Annotated in this window: 14 protein-coding genes; 13 read left to right on the forward strand and 1 reads right to left on the reverse strand. The window is 52.0% G+C overall.

The genetic code is table 11. The annotated features are described in order from the left end of the window. The first annotated feature begins 210 nt into the window (after positions 1–210). From miaB to QYE77_RS13890, 3 genes are read left to right on the forward strand one after another with little or no spacing between them, the layout of a single operon-like run. A complete protein-coding gene (gene miaB / locus QYE77_RS13880) occupies positions 211–1572 on the forward strand; it encodes a tRNA (N6-isopentenyl adenosine(37)-C2)-methylthiotransferase MiaB (RefSeq protein WP_315626041.1) in 1362 nt (453 codons plus the stop codon). A gap of 8 nt (positions 1573–1580) precedes the next feature. Next, positions 1581–2309 (forward strand): SDR family NAD(P)-dependent oxidoreductase, encoded by a 729-nt coding sequence (locus QYE77_RS13885; protein ID WP_315626042.1) that lies wholly within the window; start codon positions 1581–1583, stop codon positions 2307–2309. Continuing rightward, entirely contained in the window at positions 2306–3112 is an 807-nt protein-coding gene (locus QYE77_RS13890) for an AAC(3) family N-acetyltransferase (RefSeq protein ID WP_315626043.1), read from the forward strand. The genes QYE77_RS13885 and QYE77_RS13890 overlap by 4 nt, the downstream gene beginning before the upstream one ends. Here QYE77_RS13890 and QYE77_RS13895 read toward each other — a convergent pair. Beyond that, complete coding sequence (locus tag QYE77_RS13895) at positions 3104–4273, reverse strand: threonine synthase (protein WP_315626044.1); 1170 nt, start codon at positions 4271–4273, stop codon at positions 3104–3106. The two genes, QYE77_RS13890 and QYE77_RS13895, sit on opposite strands and share 9 nt — an antisense overlap. A 184-nt stretch (positions 4274–4457) precedes the next feature. Here QYE77_RS13895 and QYE77_RS13900 point away from each other — a divergent pair, with 184 nt between their 5' ends. The 10 genes from QYE77_RS13900 to QYE77_RS13945 all read left to right on the forward strand — a co-directional run bounded on the left by QYE77_RS13900 (position 4458) and on the right by QYE77_RS13945 (position 15751). Then, positions 4458–6035, forward strand: a complete 1578-nt coding sequence (locus QYE77_RS13900; RefSeq protein WP_315626045.1) for an ATP-binding protein — start codon at positions 4458–4460, stop codon at positions 6033–6035. A 16-nt stretch (positions 6036–6051) separates the two neighbouring features. Then, positions 6052–6912: an MBL fold metallo-hydrolase gene (locus QYE77_RS13905; protein WP_315626046.1), complete on the forward strand. Its 861-nt coding sequence runs from the start codon at positions 6052–6054 to the stop codon at positions 6910–6912. A 19-nt stretch (positions 6913–6931) separates the two neighbouring features. Next, the gene (locus tag QYE77_RS13910) at positions 6932–7996 is read left to right on the forward strand and encodes an asparaginase (RefSeq protein WP_315626047.1); all 1065 of its coding nucleotides are present in this window, start codon (positions 6932–6934) and stop codon (positions 7994–7996) included. 3 nt (positions 7997–7999) lie between these two features. Then, complete coding sequence (locus QYE77_RS13915; RefSeq protein WP_315626048.1) at positions 8000–8704, forward strand: endonuclease III domain-containing protein; 705 nt, start codon at positions 8000–8002, stop codon at positions 8702–8704. Between the two features lie 233 nt (positions 8705–8937). Beyond that, positions 8938–9897, forward strand: coding sequence for a nucleoside hydrolase (locus QYE77_RS13920; RefSeq protein ID WP_315626049.1), 960 nt, complete (start codon positions 8938–8940; stop codon positions 9895–9897). Positions 9898–9992: 95 nt separating this feature from the next. Continuing rightward, positions 9993–11045 carry a BMP family lipoprotein gene (locus QYE77_RS13925; RefSeq protein WP_315626050.1) on the forward strand — a complete coding sequence of 351 codons (1053 nt, stop codon included), beginning with the start codon at positions 9993–9995 and terminating at the stop codon, positions 11043–11045. Positions 11046–11118: 73 nt separating this feature from the next. Beyond that, the gene (locus QYE77_RS13930; RefSeq protein WP_315626051.1) at positions 11119–12663 is read left to right on the forward strand and encodes an ABC transporter ATP-binding protein; all 1545 of its coding nucleotides are present in this window, start codon (positions 11119–11121) and stop codon (positions 12661–12663) included. After that, complete coding sequence (locus tag QYE77_RS13935) at positions 12660–13784, forward strand: ABC transporter permease (protein ID WP_315626052.1); 1125 nt, start codon at positions 12660–12662, stop codon at positions 13782–13784. Before QYE77_RS13930 ends, QYE77_RS13935 begins: the two co-directional genes overlap by 4 nt. 3 nt (positions 13785–13787) lie before the next feature. After that, complete coding sequence (locus tag QYE77_RS13940) at positions 13788–14759, forward strand: ABC transporter permease (RefSeq protein ID WP_315626053.1); 972 nt, start codon at positions 13788–13790, stop codon at positions 14757–14759. A gap of 2 nt (positions 14760–14761) precedes the next feature. Next, on the forward strand, positions 14762–15751 hold the full coding sequence (locus QYE77_RS13945; RefSeq protein ID WP_315626054.1) for an ADP-ribosylglycohydrolase family protein: 990 nt from the start codon (positions 14762–14764) through the stop codon (positions 15749–15751). The last annotated feature ends 13 nt before the right edge of the window (positions 15752–15764 follow it).

Consider the following 15764-nt stretch of genomic DNA (forward strand, 5'->3'; position numbering starts at 1 on the left):
GATATAAGCCCCCAGTAAAAAAACCACGATCAAAACTCCTCCAACCCCAAACCACCAATGCCAACCACGGAGGTGATGAGAGTTTGTTGGATTTTTCGGCATGGGGGTTATTCTATCACGATTCGAGAGACACTTTGGGCGTATGATATAATACTTAAATGGTCTGATTTGAAAGAACAGAAGGCAAACCTTTGATATAATCGGGATACTATGAAGTACTATATTTGGACCGAAGGTTGTCAAATGAATGTTGCTGACTCGCAGCGGGTGGCGGCGGCTTTGGAACATTTGGGCTACGAGCCGACTACCACCGCTGAAGAGGCAGATGTAATTGTGCTTAATACCTGTGTGGTGCGTCAGAGTGCCGAGGATAAAGCCTATGGGCGGTTAAATGCCCTCCGCCCGATCAAGAAACAGCGCCCTGAGGTGATCATCAACCTGATGGGATGTTTGGTAGGGGTTAAGGGGAACCCGAAAGTTGCAGAGCGCTTCCCCTTTGTAGATGTCTTTTCACCCCCCTCGGATCCGCGCCCACTTTTGGCTTTTCTGAGCCAGCGCTTGGGGCGGGAAATTGAATTAGAGGAAACCGAGCAGCGCTTTGCCTGGATGGATGAAGAGGTTCCTTTGCCGCAGGAAGAGCGAGGTAAAGCCGTTTCGGCGTTTATCCCGGTGGTGTATGGGTGTTCGCATGCGTGCACGTTCTGCATTATTCCCTATCGCCGTGGGCCGGAACGCAGCCGTCCACCCGAGGTTATCTTGGCCGAAGCCAGAGCCTTGGTGGCTCAAGGGGTAAAGGAAATAACCTTACTGGGCCAGATTGTGGATCGCTATGGCAAGGATGAGCCTGAATTTCCTACGTTGAGTGGTTTATTGCGGCGCCTACATCAAATTGAAGGTTTAGAACGGATTCGCTTCCTCACCTCACATCCCAACTGGATGACCGATGAACTTTTGGACACGGTGGCCGAATTACCCAAAGTGATGCCGCATATTGAGGTGCCGGTTCAAGCCGGAGACGATGAGGTGTTAGCCCGTATGCGCCGCGGTTATACGGCCGAGCAATACCGCCGATTGATTGAGCGCATTCGCGCCCGTATACCGGGTGTAGCCATTGCTACTGATATTATTGTGGGATTTCCAGGTGAGACTGAAACCCAATTTCAGCACACGTATGACTTGCTGGCCGAGTTACGTTTGGATGTGGCTCACTTGGCGCGCTATTCTCCTCGCGAAGGCACTGTAGCGGCACGCAAAATGCCCGATGATGTCCCTGAAGAAGAAAAATGGCGGCGCTTTCGTCTATTAGAGGAATTGCAAGAGCGCATTGCTGGCGAGATCAACCAACAGTATGTGGGAAAAGAGGTGTTGGTGCTCTTTGAAGAGAAGGTGCGACGGCGCTGGAAAGGGCGCACGGAGACCAATAAACTGGTCTTTGTCGAGAGCGAAGCTGACCTGCGGGGACAAATCATTCCAGTGCGCATCACCTGGGCGGGACCGTGGTCAATGCTGGGTGAAATCCCTGGCTCTACCGATTCTCAACGGGTTTTAGCCGAGACGCCGCTACACGTTTGAGAATTAATATGACCGAACATCTTTACTCCCTGGCCGGCAGGGTGATCTTGATAAGCGGGGCGGCGCGCGGCTTGGGACGCGTATTAGCCCTGGCGTTAGCTCGAGCCGGGGCGATCTTGGCCCTCCATGACTTAAGCCCCATTCACCTGGAAGAAACGTATCACCAGGTGCGGGAGTTAGGCGCCAAATGCCAATTGTATGTTGCGGATAGTGGCAAAGGTCTACCGGCGCGGATGTTAATTACAGAGGTTGTGGAAGATTGGGGGCGTTTGGATGGCCTGATCAATAATTTGCACATTCAACCTGAAGCTGATCTCGCGCGCCTCGATGAGTGGGACTGGGAACGCACTCTCGAGCTCAATCTAAGTGGGCCATTTTTATTGATGCAAAGCGCGATTGCCCCAATGTCGGCAGTGGGAGGGGGAAATATCCTTAACCTTATTGCCGAGTTAGTGGCAGATAAAAATAATGGGATAAATGCGGCGTTTGCGGCCAGCCAATTCGGATTAGCCGGTTTGACTCAAGCCACCGCAGGTGAACTTATGACATATAATATTCTTAGTTGCGCGCTTGAAGTTGGACCGCTGGCAAAGATATTGGATGAAACTGCCTGGCAGAATACAGAAGGTCAGAAGCAGGTAGCGTGGATCACTCGATGGATGGAGCGTCGAGAGAAGGTGCCACCAGGTGCGTGGCTAAGGCGCGCACAATTTGAGAGACTGACGAGGACGGAATGATCGGTTTCCGAGAGATTTTGCGCGGGTTGCAGGCGCTGGAAATCGGCGTGCACCCGGTCATTGTCCACGCATCGCTTTCAGCGTTCGGGCCGGTACGTGGGGGCGCGGAAACCGTTGTGGGTGCCTTGTTGGCAACTTTCCCCGGCGTGATGGCACCCACACATACGTATAAAACCATGTTGATCCCTGAGGATGGACCGACCAATAACGGTATTACCTATGGGAGTGGTAAAGCCCAGAATGCCATGGCCGAGTTCTTTACCCTGGATATGCCCGCCGATCCTTTGATGGGAGTTATTCCAGAAACGTTACGCCGGCATCCTCAATCCAAACGGTCGGGTCATCCCATTCTTTCGTTTGCAGGGGTAGGCGTAGAGAGCGCAATTAACGCGCAGACCCTTGAGGAGCCCTTGGCGCCTATTCGAGTGTTAATGGAACAAGGCGGATGGGTGTTGTTGCTGGGGGTTAACCATACCGTTAACACCAGTTTGCATTTGGCTGAACGGATGGCTGGGCGGCGTCAGTTCCTCCGTTGGGCATTAACCCCTCAAGGCGTTGTGGCATGTCCGGGCTTTCCGGGGTGTTCTTTGGGTTTTGAACAGGCTGAGCCACTTTTACGTCCCATCACGCGAGAGGTCAAAATCGGCGAAGCCACAATACGCGCCTTGCCTTTATCCGCAATGGTTGAACGGGTGGCAGTTCATCTTCGTCAAAACCCTTTAGACCTGCTTTGTGATCTGCCGGATTGTGAACGCTGTGAGGCGGTGCGGGTGGAATTAGCGACAACACGTGGGTTAGGTTAGGTACTTAATCCCGCTACCGGTATTCAAAAGCAAAACCCGCTCTTTGGAATTTAAGAATCTCTGTTCTTTGAGATGAAAGAGTGCTGCCACCGTTGCTGCACCTTCGGGAGCTGCAAAGATGCCCTCGCTGGACGCGAGCAACTTCTGGGCGTTACGAATTTCGTCATCGCTGACCGCGATGGCTATCCCCTGAGAGTCGTAAAGAGCTTCGAGTACCAGGCGGTCACCAAAGGATTTGGGAACCCGAAGCCCCGACGCTATAGTTTGGGCTTTCTGCCAAAAATCACAGTGATCCGCATGTGCCTGAAAAGCCCGGACAAATGGCGCACAACCTTGGGCTTGAACGGCAACCAGACGGGGCGGGGTGTCATCTTCCAGCCATCCCAGGATTTTCAACTCCTGGTAAGCCTTCCATATTCCCACCAGTCCGATACCACCTCCAGCCGGGTAAACGATAACCTCAGGAAAGCGCCATCCAAAGGCTTGGGCAATCTCAAATCCCATTGTCTTTTTTCCCTCTAACCGATAAGGTTCTTTAAATGTTGAAACATCAAACCAACCCTGTTCTACCATGCTGGCGGCCGCTTGAGCAGCGTCACTGATTAAGCCAGCGATTAAGATGACCTCGGCCCCTGCTATTCGGGCTTCTTCGACATTTGCGCGTGGGGTATCAGAAGGCATTATCACTCGCGCTGCCATGCCGGCCCGTGCGGCATAGGCCGCCATGGCACCGCCGGCGTTCCCGGCGGTAGGGACAAGGACTTTTTTCAATCCTAATTCTCGGAGTTTCGACAGGGCAACAGCTTGACCGCGGGCTTTGAATGTCCCGGTTGGGTTGAGGGCTTCGTCTTTTAAGAAGAGATGAGACAAGCCTAGGTGGTCACCAAGGTGAGGGAGAGACAAAGTTGGCGTATCCCCTTCACCGAGCGTAATTTGAAATCGTGGGTCGGTGATAGGTAATAATTCGTGCCAACGCCAAAGACCGCGGGGACGGTGGGCAAATTGGTCGCGGTCAAGATGGTTACGAGCGGTCTCAAGGTCATAGCAAGCAATTAAGGGTGCGTTGCAGTGAGGACAGAACCGTTGTGGTTCGTGGGGTGAATAATGGTGTTGATACGTCGAGCAGATCAAATGGGTGAGTAAGGATGCAGATAGGGCCATGTCAAGTATCCTGTGCGTGAAGCGAGATCTAGAGGTTAGTTAATTGTAGACGGATATATTGTAAAGTGTTTGAAATCGAGTAGACGACGTTTTGTGCTATACTCGAAATTAACCATCTTACATAACAAAGTGCGTTTTCTCGCCCCAGGAGACAATTTTGTCTAACCTCAAAGGATGTGACATTATGGCGTCTCATCAAGAGCGGGCCTCGTTTGAGTTATTGCTTGAAATTAGTCGCGAACTCGCCTCCAGCCTGGATCTAGGCACGGTGTTAGCGCGGGTGCTGTTCCTTTCAACGCGCAATGTGGGCGCCGAGCGGGGAAGTCTGATTGCCTTAGATGAAACCGGCGAGCCGATTGAGGCTGCCATTGTTATTGAGGATGCCATCCACCGGCCCACGGTAGCGGAGATGCGGGAAGTGCTGGAATATGGATTGGCGGGTTGGGTTGCGGCTCATCGCCAACCTGCATTAATCGGGGACACGTCAAAGGATGAGCGATGGGTGCAGCGAGCAGATGACCGTGCAGAGACCAATCGGCGAAAATCTGCCATTTGCGTGCCCCTTTTGGCCCAGGATCAACTGGTTGGGGTTTTGACGCTGGTGCATGCTAAGCCAGGCTTTTTTACTCCAGATCATTTGAGATTGTTACAAACCATTGCCGACTTAGCCAGTTTGGCAATCCGCAACGCACAGCTCTTTCATTCGGTGCAGGCTGCTCAACAGCGATATCGCGATTTATTTGATGATAGCATTGATCCCATTTTAATCACTACGCTGGAGGGAACAATCATTGAAGCCAATCGCCAGGCCTCCACAGTTAGCGGGCATGCTCTCCCTCATTTAGTGGGACAATCTCTTGATGTTTTTCATCCCGCCGATTGGGAAGTGGTGAGAAATTATCTGACTCAAGGTGAGTCATTTCAACCGGTTACTTATCAAGGAACGGCGCGGCGGCGGGATGGTCGTGAATTTCCGGTTGAAGTCTATGTGCGGCGAGTGGTTTTACAGGGGGAAACCTATTTGCAATGGACACTACGGGACATTTCTGAACGTAAGGCATTGGATGCATTACGTGAGGACCTGGCGGCGATGATTTATCACGATTTACGGTCGCCATTGGCTAATATTATTTCTAGTTTGGATATTTTGAACTCACTTTTGCCCTTAGAGAATATGCCGGCATTGAAGCCGGTGTTTCAAATTGCAATGCGCTCAACCGACCGCCTGCAAAGGTTAATCAGTTCCCTCTTGGATATTAATCGCCTCGAGGCAGGTCAGCCGATCACCAATCGCAAACCTGTTCATCCATTGGCACTCGTTCAGGAAGCGCGCGAAGCGGTTCAGCCTATGGTAGAGGGTAAGCAGCAAACTTTGATCGTTGAACTCCCCCAGTCATTGCCCGTGGTATGGGTAGATGGGGAGATGATTCGGAGGGTGTTGATCAATTTGCTCGAAAACGCGATCAAGTACACCCCTACCAACGGCACCTTACATGTTGGGGGTAGTGCGCAAGGTGAGTTTGTTGAACTATGGGTTCAGGATAACGGTCCGGGGATTGACCCGGCCTATCACGAGCTTATCTTTGAGAAGTTTAGCCGCGTTCAAGGAGAGCGGTTCCCGCGCGGGTTGGGTTTGGGGTTAGCATTTTGCCGTCTGGCCGTGCAGGCACATGGTGGTAAAATTTGGGTGGAAAGCGAAACCGGGAAGGGTAGTCGGTTTATTTTCACCCTCCCGGTTTACCGCGAAACTCAATCCACCTAAGCCTAGCACAGGGAAGATGATGCAGGAATTATTTCCTAACTTATATATTGAACAAGGATACCCGGGCGTCGTTTTAGGGGTGATTGCGCTTCCCCATGGATTGGTGCTCATTGACGCACCGTTTCGTCCTGAAGATATTCGTTCTTGGCGATCAGCCTTGGTAAATCTAGGGGGAGGTGTTGAGCGTTTGCTGGTCAATCTGGATGCGCACATGGATCGTACTCTTGGCAGCCGAGCGATGGAATGTACGGTGATTGCGCATGAGGGAGTAGTTTCGGTTTTGCGTAATCGCCCCTCCACGCTTAAGGCGCAGGGGGTAGAAACCGGGGCAGAATGGGAATTATATGAAAACCTGGGTAGTGTGCGTTGGTCACCCCCGGAAATTACGTTTACCGAACACCTGAAGATTTTTTGGAATGAAGCGCCGATTATCCTGGAATACCATCCAGGGCCTTCAAACGGTGCAATCTGGGTCAATGTGTTAGAACACAAAGTGGTGTTTGTGGGGGATGCGGTGGTTTTTCCTCAACCGCCGTTTCTGGTGCAGGCCAATATTCCCGAGTGGCTGCGCTCGCTAGAAATCCTGGCGTCTCCGGAGTATCGAGATTATTTGATCGTTAGTGGGCGCACCGGGTTGGTGACCCAAAAAGAGGTTGAGAAGCAAGCCCAAGTTTTGAGAGAGATTCAGTCGCGTTTGGAGCATCTGGGGGCGGGGGCGGCTTCTGAGGCCGTCGTTGCCGAACTGGCGCGGGAACTAATTGAAAAATTTGAACCCACCGCGGAACGAGCTTCCCAATATGAGAATCGTTTAAGGTACGGGTTGTGGCGGTATTACCTACGCCATTATCGCTCTTCTGAAGACACGGAAGAAGATTAAACCCTTGGAGGCTAACAGCATGCACGAGACGCCTTTTATGCCCCTAGTGGAATTAACGCGCGGGCCAATTGTTGAGTCGGTTCACTGGGGAGCGTTAGCCATAGTGGATTCGCGAGGACGATTATTGGCCAGCCTGGGCGATCCCTACCTGGTGATGCATTTACGTTCTACGGCGAAACCCTTCCAACTTTTACCGTTGATCGAGGAAGGCGCGGTTGAGCACTTTTCATTAACCCCTGAAGAGATTGCGGTCATGTGTGCTTCGCATTCGGGGACAGATGAACATGTTCAGGTTATAGCCCGCCTGCAAGCCAAATTGGGCATTGAAGAGAAGGAGTTGCAGTGCGGGGTGCATCCGCCTTTTCATGAGCCGACCTGGCAGGCCATGATACAGCGCAACGAAACCCCGACCCCCAATCGTCATAACTGTTCGGGAAAGCATACGAATATGCTGGCGCAGGCAGCTTTGCTTGAAGCCAGTCGTGAGGATTATCTCGATCCACAACATCCCGTGCAACAGCGCATTCTGCATGCGCTGGCAGAGATGTGTAATATTTCCCTCGAAGATATACGCATCGGTATTGATGGGTGCTCTGCACCGGTTTTTGCCCTGCCGCTTTATCATGCCGCCCTGGGTTATGCGCGTTTATGTGATCCCGTGGAATTATCGCCCCAACGCGCACAGGCATGTCGCACCATCACATCTGCCATGACTAAGGCTCCGTTTATGGTGGCCGGGCCGGGGCGATTTGATACCTTGGTCATGGAAATAGGGATGGGGAAGATAATTGCCAAAGGCGGAGCTGAGGGGTATCAGGGCATTGGACTACTGCCCGGTGCACTAGGGCCGGACAGCCCTGGCATCGGAATTACTTTCAAAATCGCAGATGGCGATCCGGGCGGGCGCGCGCGCCCAGTGGTGGCGATTGAAGTATTGCGCCAATTAGGGGTTTTGAACGAGGATCAGATTCAATCTCACCTAGCCGATTTAGCCCCGCGTCCTTTGAAAAATTGGCGCGGTTTAAGCGTGGGTGAGATTCGCCCGGTTTTTAAGTTGGAATGGCAACGGTCGTTTGGATTATAGGTAATGGGGTTGGAAGAACAGCTCGAGCCCGCACTGAAAACCAAAGCACAAAAGGTTTACGAGCGATTGGTGCAATACTTTGGTGAGCCCCACTGGCGTAAGCCGCTCTCGCCCCTTGAGGAATTGGTCTCAACCATTTTGTCTCAAAATACCAATGATCGCAATCGTGACATGGCATTTGAACGGTTGAAAGAGCGATTTCCAACCTGGGAAGCCGTTCGCGATGCCAGTCCAGAAGCGGTTATAGATGCAATTCGCCCAGCCGGTTTGGCCAACCAGAAGGGGCCGCGTATCCAGACGTTGTTACGTCAGATCACTGCCGAGCGGGGATCGCTAGACCTTTCTTTTTTGGAAGAAATGTCTCCTCAGGAAGCCAAAGCATGGTTAATGCGCTTCAACGGTGTTGGGCCTAAAACAGCGGCTATCGTGCTTCAATTTTCTTTAGGCAAACCATCGTTTCCGGTGGATACCCATATTTATCGCGTCAGCGGGCGCTTAGGGTTGCGCCCACAAAAGATGAGCGTGGAACAAGCGCATTCCCACTTGGCTGGCCTGTTTCTTCCAGAGACCTATGGGACAGCCCATCTAAACCTGATTCGTCTGGGGCGTGAGATTTGTCTGGCACGTAAGCCGCGCTGTACCATTTGCCCCCTCAATGATCTATGTGATGATTATCAGCAACGTCTGCTAGCCTCATCGAAAGTATAAACTCGAAAAGATGAAGCAGGCACAGGTATAAAATTCACAAAATTGACAGACAAAGTTTACCGATCAACTTGACAATGGTTTTGGCTTTTCTCTATAATCAAATCAGTTATCGAGTTAGAGGTTTAATTACTTCCCCCCAAAATTGACTCAGGATAGAGATCAGTGAGTACCCAGACCTAACTGTCTGGTGAGATAGGTTGTTTATTGCTTAGGAATTTCCCCGGTAGGATGGTGTGTTGGAACTTTCCGCTTCAATCCCCCTTGTTATTGATACTGATGCCGGTGTAGATGATGCCTTTGCCTTGATGCTCGCTTTGGCATCTTCTCGTGGGCATCCCTTAGCGATCACCACAGTGCATGGGAATGTGCCGGTCAGGCAAGCTACCCAAAATGTGTGCTTGATCCAGGATGTGATGGGACGCGAGGTACCTGTGTACGAAGGCGCCTCGCGTCCGCTCTTAAGTGAGCCGGTTGATGCGGTGAGTATTATGGGGCCGGATGGGCTGGGTGGAGTAACTGCATGGATGCAGCCCTCTATGCGCCAAAGGCGGTCTAACCATGCTGCAATTGCCCTTACACAGTGGCTTCGTCACCGTCCTGGCCCAGCAGGCATTACCTTAGTAACCTTAGGGCCGCTGACGAATCTGGCTTTGGCGCTAGCGTTGCAACCCGATTTGCCGAAGTATGTCACAAGATTGGTCATCATGGGGGGAACATCCGAGGCGAGAGGAAATGCCTCGGCGGTGGCCGAGTTCAATTTCTTCGCCGATCCTGAGGCCGCCGCAAGGGTATTAATGGCAGGATTTAAAGAGGTGTGGCTTTTGCCTTGGGAGACATCTTTGCGTTATCCCATCCCATGGTCTGATTTTGACGCCCTGCTTTTCCCTGAAAATCCGCGTACGCAGTTTGCGCGTCACATCACCGGTTACTTGCGTGAGCGCCTTCAAACCTTGGGTGCAGCGGGGTTAGTCTTGCCCGATTTCCTGGCGATGTTGGTCGCTCTCTATCCTGAAAGTATTCGAGAGAGTTTAGCAGTGCAGGCGAATGTAGAGATAGAAGGACAGATTGGGCGTGGTTTACTGGCAATCTCGTGGTACCAAACGTCGGCAGAACCCAATCTTCATGTTGTGACTCACGTGGATGTGGGGCGCGGTGTGGAGGTTCTGCGTTCTGTTCTGGCCGGCGGAGAGTGAGAGGAGGTGGTTTTAGCGATTTGATGCGAATGGTTGATTAATGCAGAAAGGCATGAAACTCACTTGTTACCCATTAATTCCAGGAGGTTGAGGACATGAAGTCAAAACTGTTCATTTTGGTCTATGTGTTGGTGGTAACGGCCCTGATTCTGACGGCTTGTGCACCACAGCAGGGAGTTACCCAGGCTCCACCTGAAGAGAAGAAACTTCGGGTGGTTAACCTGATTAACGGTGTTTTAGGTGATAAATCCTTCTTCGATTCGGCGAACCGCGGTATGGAGATGGCAAAAAAGGACTTCGGTATCGAGGTCAAGACCATAGAAGCCGGGATTGATCCTGCAAAATGGAAGCCGGCACTTGAGGATGCCGCTGCCAATGAGGAATACGACATTCTCATTGTTGGAACTTTTCAGATGTCAGAATTCTTACAAGAAGTGGCTCCGAAGTATCCCGATAAGAAGTTCATCATCTACGATGTTTCGGTGGACTACAGCAAATGTGATTGCAAGAACGTCTATTCGGTGACCTATAAGCAGAATGAAGGCTCCTACTTGGCCGGTCTCTACGCTGGTTTGATGTCTCAGTCAAAGATTGTGGGTGTTATCGGGGGGCAGGATATCCCTGTGATCAATGACTTCATCGTGGGGTATAAGCAGGGTGCTAAAGATGCTGGCGTTTCGGAACAGAACGTGATTGTCCAGTATGCAGGTGGCTGGAACGATCCGGCGAAGGGGAAAGAGATTGCCCTGGCTATGTACCAGCAGGGTGCAGACATTGTTTTCAACGTTGCAGGGGGCACTGGCGTGGGTATCTTCCAGGCGGCTCAGGAAGTTAACAAATATGCCATCGGCGTGGACTCTGACCAGGCTTTGATTATTGAAACAACTAACCCCGAACAGGCCAAGCACATTCTCACCTCAATGATGAAAAACGTGGATAACAGCCTCTATCGGGCGATCAAACTATATCTCGAAGGCAAATTGCCGTTCGGGCAGGCGGAGGCTCTGGGCATTGCCGAAGGCGGTGTAGGGCTGGCAAAGAATAAATACTATGAAGAAATGACCCCTGCTGATGTCAAGGCAAAAATTGACCAGGCTGAAAAGGACATTCTGGAAGGCAAGATTGTGGTGGATACCGTTTTCAAATAAGTAGCGCTAGGGTGGGGGTACGAGCCTTTCGTACCCCCAATTCACTTGATAGGGGCATATTTTGGGAGGTGGCATGGCGGCACTGGTTGAGATGGATCAGATTGTCAAGATCTATCCCAATGGGGTGGTGGCGAATGATGGCGTAACTTTCTCGGTTGAACGGGGTGAGATTCACGCTCTGGTGGGAGAAAATGGGGCGGGTAAGACCACCTTGATGAAAATCCTTTATGGCGAAGAACGTCCAACAGCAGGGGTGATCCGGGTCAACGGGAAACCAGTGCACTTTCATTCCCCGCACGATGCTATCCGGGCTGGAATTGGCATGGTGCACCAAAATTTTATGCAGGTTCCCTCCTTGACCGTAGCTGAGAACGTCGTTTTGGGCAAAGAACCAACCCGGCAGGGGCTATTAGACCGCAAAGCGGCCATCCGAATCACTGAAGAACTATCACGCCAGTACGGCTTGAAGGTAGATCCGGAAGCCACAATTGACAGCGTCAATGTTGGGATGCGTCAACGAGTGGAGATCCTCAAAATTTTGTATCGTGGCGCAGAAATCCTAATCCTGGACGAGCCAACCGCTGTATTAACGCCGCAAGAAACCACCGAATTGTTCAAATCCATCCGGGCTTTGGTCAAGCAAGGCAAGACGGTCATCTTCATTACCCACAAATTACGTGAGGTCAAAGAGATTTCAGACCGGGTAACTGTGATGCGCGGGGGGCGGGTTATGGGGACATTACCCACAAGTGAAGCAACCCGTGAAGGTCTGGCTCGCATGATGGTAGGGCGCGATGTATTTTTAGAGGTCTCTAAACCGCCCCGCGAACGTGGTCCGAAGGTGTTAGAAGTGCGTGATCTGACCTATGTTTCTGAAACTGGGCGATATGTACTGCGTGGTTTATCGTTCAATGTGTATGCGGGTGAGATTTTAGGCGTGGCCGGGGTAGAAGGCAATGGTCAAACCGAATTGGTGGAGGTGCTGACTGGCTTACGTCCGGCAACCGGGGGTGAGGCGAAAGTAATGGGTGTGCCCATCCTTAATCGCCCTCCCCGAGCGGTAAGACTGGCAGGGGTGGCACATATTCCGGAGGACCGTTTGACCAATGGTTTGGCACTGGAAGCGACCATTAATGAAAATTTGATTGTGGATCGCTATTTTCGTCCCCCATTTCGGCGGGGAATGTTTATAGTCAACCAGGTAGTCCGACACCACGGACAAAAACTGATTGAGACCTTTGATATTCGTACACCAAGCGGAGATGTGACGGTGGCGTCATTGTCAGGTGGCAATATGCAGAAGGTCATCCTGGCGCGCGAGTTTTCCAGCCAGCCCCAATTGTTGATCGCGGCTCAGCCAACCCGCGGTGTAGATGTGGGCGCCACGGAGTTCATCCGTCAGCAATTGGTGGAACAGCGTAACCGTGGCACAGCGGTTTTACTGGTCTCTGCCGATTTAGCCGAGGTGATGAGTCTTTCGGATCGCCTGGTCGTAATGTATGAAGGACAAATTACAGGTGTCTTTCCTGATGCCTCAAAAGCCACTGAAGAAGACATCGGGTATTACATGTTAGGCATTAAACGGCAATCTCCGGAAGAAATGGAGGCCTATCTATGAACCTGTTACGAAAATCGGCGGTGCGGGAATTTCTGCGCATTGTGATTGCCGTTTCTGCGGCGTTGATTTTGGGGTTCGTTATAACACTTCTGGTCTCTAAGCAACCATTGGAGGCCTACCGCGCCTTTTTGTTGGGGCCGTTATCGCGTTTTAACCGCTTTGGGGATTGGATTGAGGAATCCATCACCCTGACTCTCGTTGGGTTGGCCGTTGCCCTGGTCTTCAAATCCAAGCAGTTCAGCCTCGGGGCTGAGGGTCAAATTTTGCTCGGCGCATTGGTCTCTGGATCTATTGCTCTTTTTGTACCTTTGCCGGGGTATTTGCGTGTTCCATTGGGACTTTTGGCGGCTATGGGGGTTGGATTTTTATGGGGATACCTACCGGGTTACCTCAAGGCCCATCTAAATGCGAATGAAATTGTCTCAACCCTGATGCTGAACACAATTGCACTTAAGATCTACGATTATTTTCTGATTTTTCATATCAAACCCCCCAATGCGGGTTATAACGCTTCAGAAACCTTTACCAAAGACGGAATTTTACCCTCGTTCGTCCCGGCACTGCCTTTTCTGGCCGATATACGGGCTCGTTTCATGAGCCAGACCAACATCTCGATCATGTTGTACCTGGCAATTATTGCTTTCCTGGTGGCCTATTATCTGATGTACCGCACACCGTTTGGCTATGAATTGCGTATGATCGGCGCCAATATAAAGTTTGCCCATTATGGTGGCATCAATGTGAAGCGCACCATTATTTTAGCATTTGCAGTAAGCGGTATATTTGCCGGTTTGGCAGGGGCGCATCTAGCGATGGGCATTCATACCAAACTGATCCAGAATATCTCGCTCGGCATAGGGTTTGAGGGGATTGTGGTCGCGCTGATGGCACGAAACAACCCGCTTTTTGTCCCGCTTTCAGCCTTAGCCTATGGGTACCTACGCGCCGGCGCGGACATCATGGAACGCAGTTCCGATGTCTCGCGCGAAATGGTGTTGGTGATTCAAGCCCTGATCATCCTTTTAGTCACCGCGGAGCGGGTATTGCCCGTTATTCAACAGCGGGTCGCGGCACGGCGCAATCCTCAGCCAGCCCCATCCCTGGCGGAAGGAGGGGAGTAGACAATGTGGGAACTGGTCTTGCGAGGAATCTTTAGTGCCTTGTTTGTGGCCAGTGTTTTGCGGATCAGCACACCCCTCATCCTTCCGGCGCTGGGTGGGTTGATCTCGGAACTTAGCGGTGCGACGAATATTGCCCTCGAAGGGATTATGCTGGTGGCAGCTTTCACCGGTGTCGTTATCTCCGCCTATACCCAGAGCGTCTGGCTGGGGGTTATCGCAGGTATGCTTTCTGGGGTTCTGGTGGCCGGTATTTTGGCCTATTTTCACCTTTATCTAAAAGCGGATCTTATTCTGGCGGGGATTGCCCTCAATATCATGGCAACCGGAGGCACAATCTTCTTGCTTTATGTGCTCACCGGTGACAAAGGCAGTTCATCTACCCTGGCAAGCAAAGCGGTGCCTGTGGTTAATATACCGATTATCAAAGATATTCCGGTTTTAGGCACTATCCTCAGTGGGCACAATATCTTTACCTATCTGGCGTTTATCCTGACCTGGTTAGTCTCGGTTTTCTTGTATCGCACACCACAAGGGGTGCATTTACGCGCCGTGGGGGAAAACCCAGAAGCAGCTGCCTCATTGGGTATAGATGTGCGACGAGTGCGTTTGGGGGCACTGCTCTTAAGCGGTGTCCTGGCTTCTTTGGGGGGTTTAAACCTTTCAATGGCTTACCTGACGTTGTTTCAACGTGAGATGACGGCCGGACGGGGGTTTATTGCCCTGGCAGCTGTTTTTCTGGGTGGCCGCACGCCGTGGGGAACATTGATTGCTGCGGTTCTTTTTGGTTTCTTTGATGCCCTCTCTAATCAACTGGGGTCATTGGCGATTCCGTCACAATGGGTGCAGATGATCCCATATGTCGCTACCGTTTTGGCGTTGGTAGTTTATTCATTACGTCAGCGCGCCCAGGCGATTGAACGGACGCGCCGCTTCCAAGAAAAGCATCTTGCCGAAACCCATGCAACAGGAGATTGAGGATGCTAAACAAGATATTGGGTGGGCTATATGGCCAAGCCTTAGGCGATGCATGGGGGATGCCGGCTTTGTTGACCCCGGAGGCAACCTGGGAGTACTTTGGTGGCTGGATTGAGGATTTCAAGCCGGCGCCGGAAAATCATCCGGTGCATGCAGGCTTGCCGGCGGGGCGTGTGACCGATGACACCGAGCAGGCATTTGCGCTGGCGCAGGCCATCTTGACCGAGGGGCGCATGACTGCTGAAGGTGCGGCACGGGCATTAATCGCCTGGTATGAGCGAATCGGAGGAGACCGCTCACCTTATGTTGGCCCTTCTACCCGTCGTGCTATTCAAGCCCTGCGCCGCGGAGAGGATCTTTATCAGGTAGGGCGATTCGGTGATACCAATGGTGCTGCAATGCGGGTATCGCCGGTGGGATTGATCCATCCGGGGGATCCCAAGGGGGCGATTGCCGATGCCTATTTATCCTGCATTCCCACCCACCACACGAATGTCGCTGTTTCAGGGGCTGCGGCGGTAGCGGCTGCGATTGCGGTCGCCATGCGTCCTGGAACCACATTAGAAGAGATCATAAACGCTGCGAAGGATGCGGCAATGGTGGGTCTCAAAATGGGACATCAATGGATGGGCGCCTCGATTGCGCGCCGGATTGATCTGGCGTTGGAGATTGTACGCGCAGCGGACGACGAGCGGCAACGGCTACAGTCCTTATATGACGTTGTTGGAGCGGGGTTGGCAATCACTGAGGCCGTACCGGCAGCGTTTGGGGTATTGGCTTTGGCCGAGGGGGATATTCACCGCACGGCAGTATTTGGGGCGGCGCTTTCAGGTGATGCCGATACCGTGACCGCCATTGCGTGCGCCATTGCGGGTGCCTGGCAAGGGATTGAAGCGTTTGATCCTTCGTGGTTGGAGCAACTTCGCATGGCTAACCCCGAATTGGACTTTGAGGGCGTGGCAGAGGGTCTGTATCAATTGGTTCGCCATTAGGGCAAGAATGGAG

The sequence above is a fragment of the Thermanaerothrix solaris genome (assembly GCF_032334255.1).
GTDB classification, from domain to species: Bacteria; Chloroflexota; Anaerolineae; order Anaerolineales; family Anaerolineaceae; genus Thermanaerothrix; species Thermanaerothrix solaris.

Excerpts from the sequence above, each read along its gene's own strand:
- QYE77_RS13900 (WP_315626045.1), top strand. The coding sequence starts at position 4,458 with ATGGCGTCTCATCAAGAGCGGGCCTCGTTTGAGTTATTGCTTGAAATT.
- QYE77_RS13905 (WP_315626046.1), top strand. The coding sequence starts at position 6,052 with ATGATGCAGGAATTATTTCCTAACTTATATATTGAACAAGGATACCCG.
- miaB (WP_315626041.1), top strand. The coding sequence starts at position 211 with ATGAAGTACTATATTTGGACCGAAGGTTGTCAAATGAATGTTGCTGAC.
- QYE77_RS13895 (WP_315626044.1), bottom strand. The coding sequence starts at position 4,273 with ATGGCCCTATCTGCATCCTTACTCACCCATTTGATCTGCTCGACGTAT.
- QYE77_RS13930 (WP_315626051.1), top strand. The coding sequence starts at position 11,119 with ATGGCGGCACTGGTTGAGATGGATCAGATTGTCAAGATCTATCCCAAT.
- QYE77_RS13925 (WP_315626050.1), top strand. The coding sequence starts at position 9,993 with ATGAAGTCAAAACTGTTCATTTTGGTCTATGTGTTGGTGGTAACGGCC.
- QYE77_RS13910 (WP_315626047.1), top strand. The coding sequence starts at position 6,932 with ATGCACGAGACGCCTTTTATGCCCCTAGTGGAATTAACGCGCGGGCCA.
- QYE77_RS13885 (WP_315626042.1), top strand. The coding sequence starts at position 1,581 with ATGACCGAACATCTTTACTCCCTGGCCGGCAGGGTGATCTTGATAAGC.
- QYE77_RS13945 (WP_315626054.1), top strand. The coding sequence starts at position 14,762 with ATGCTAAACAAGATATTGGGTGGGCTATATGGCCAAGCCTTAGGCGAT.
- QYE77_RS13890 (WP_315626043.1), top strand. The coding sequence starts at position 2,306 with ATGATCGGTTTCCGAGAGATTTTGCGCGGGTTGCAGGCGCTGGAAATC.
- QYE77_RS13940 (WP_315626053.1), top strand. The coding sequence starts at position 13,788 with ATGTGGGAACTGGTCTTGCGAGGAATCTTTAGTGCCTTGTTTGTGGCC.
- QYE77_RS13935 (WP_315626052.1), top strand. The coding sequence starts at position 12,660 with ATGAACCTGTTACGAAAATCGGCGGTGCGGGAATTTCTGCGCATTGTG.
- QYE77_RS13915 (WP_315626048.1), top strand. The coding sequence starts at position 8,000 with ATGGGGTTGGAAGAACAGCTCGAGCCCGCACTGAAAACCAAAGCACAA.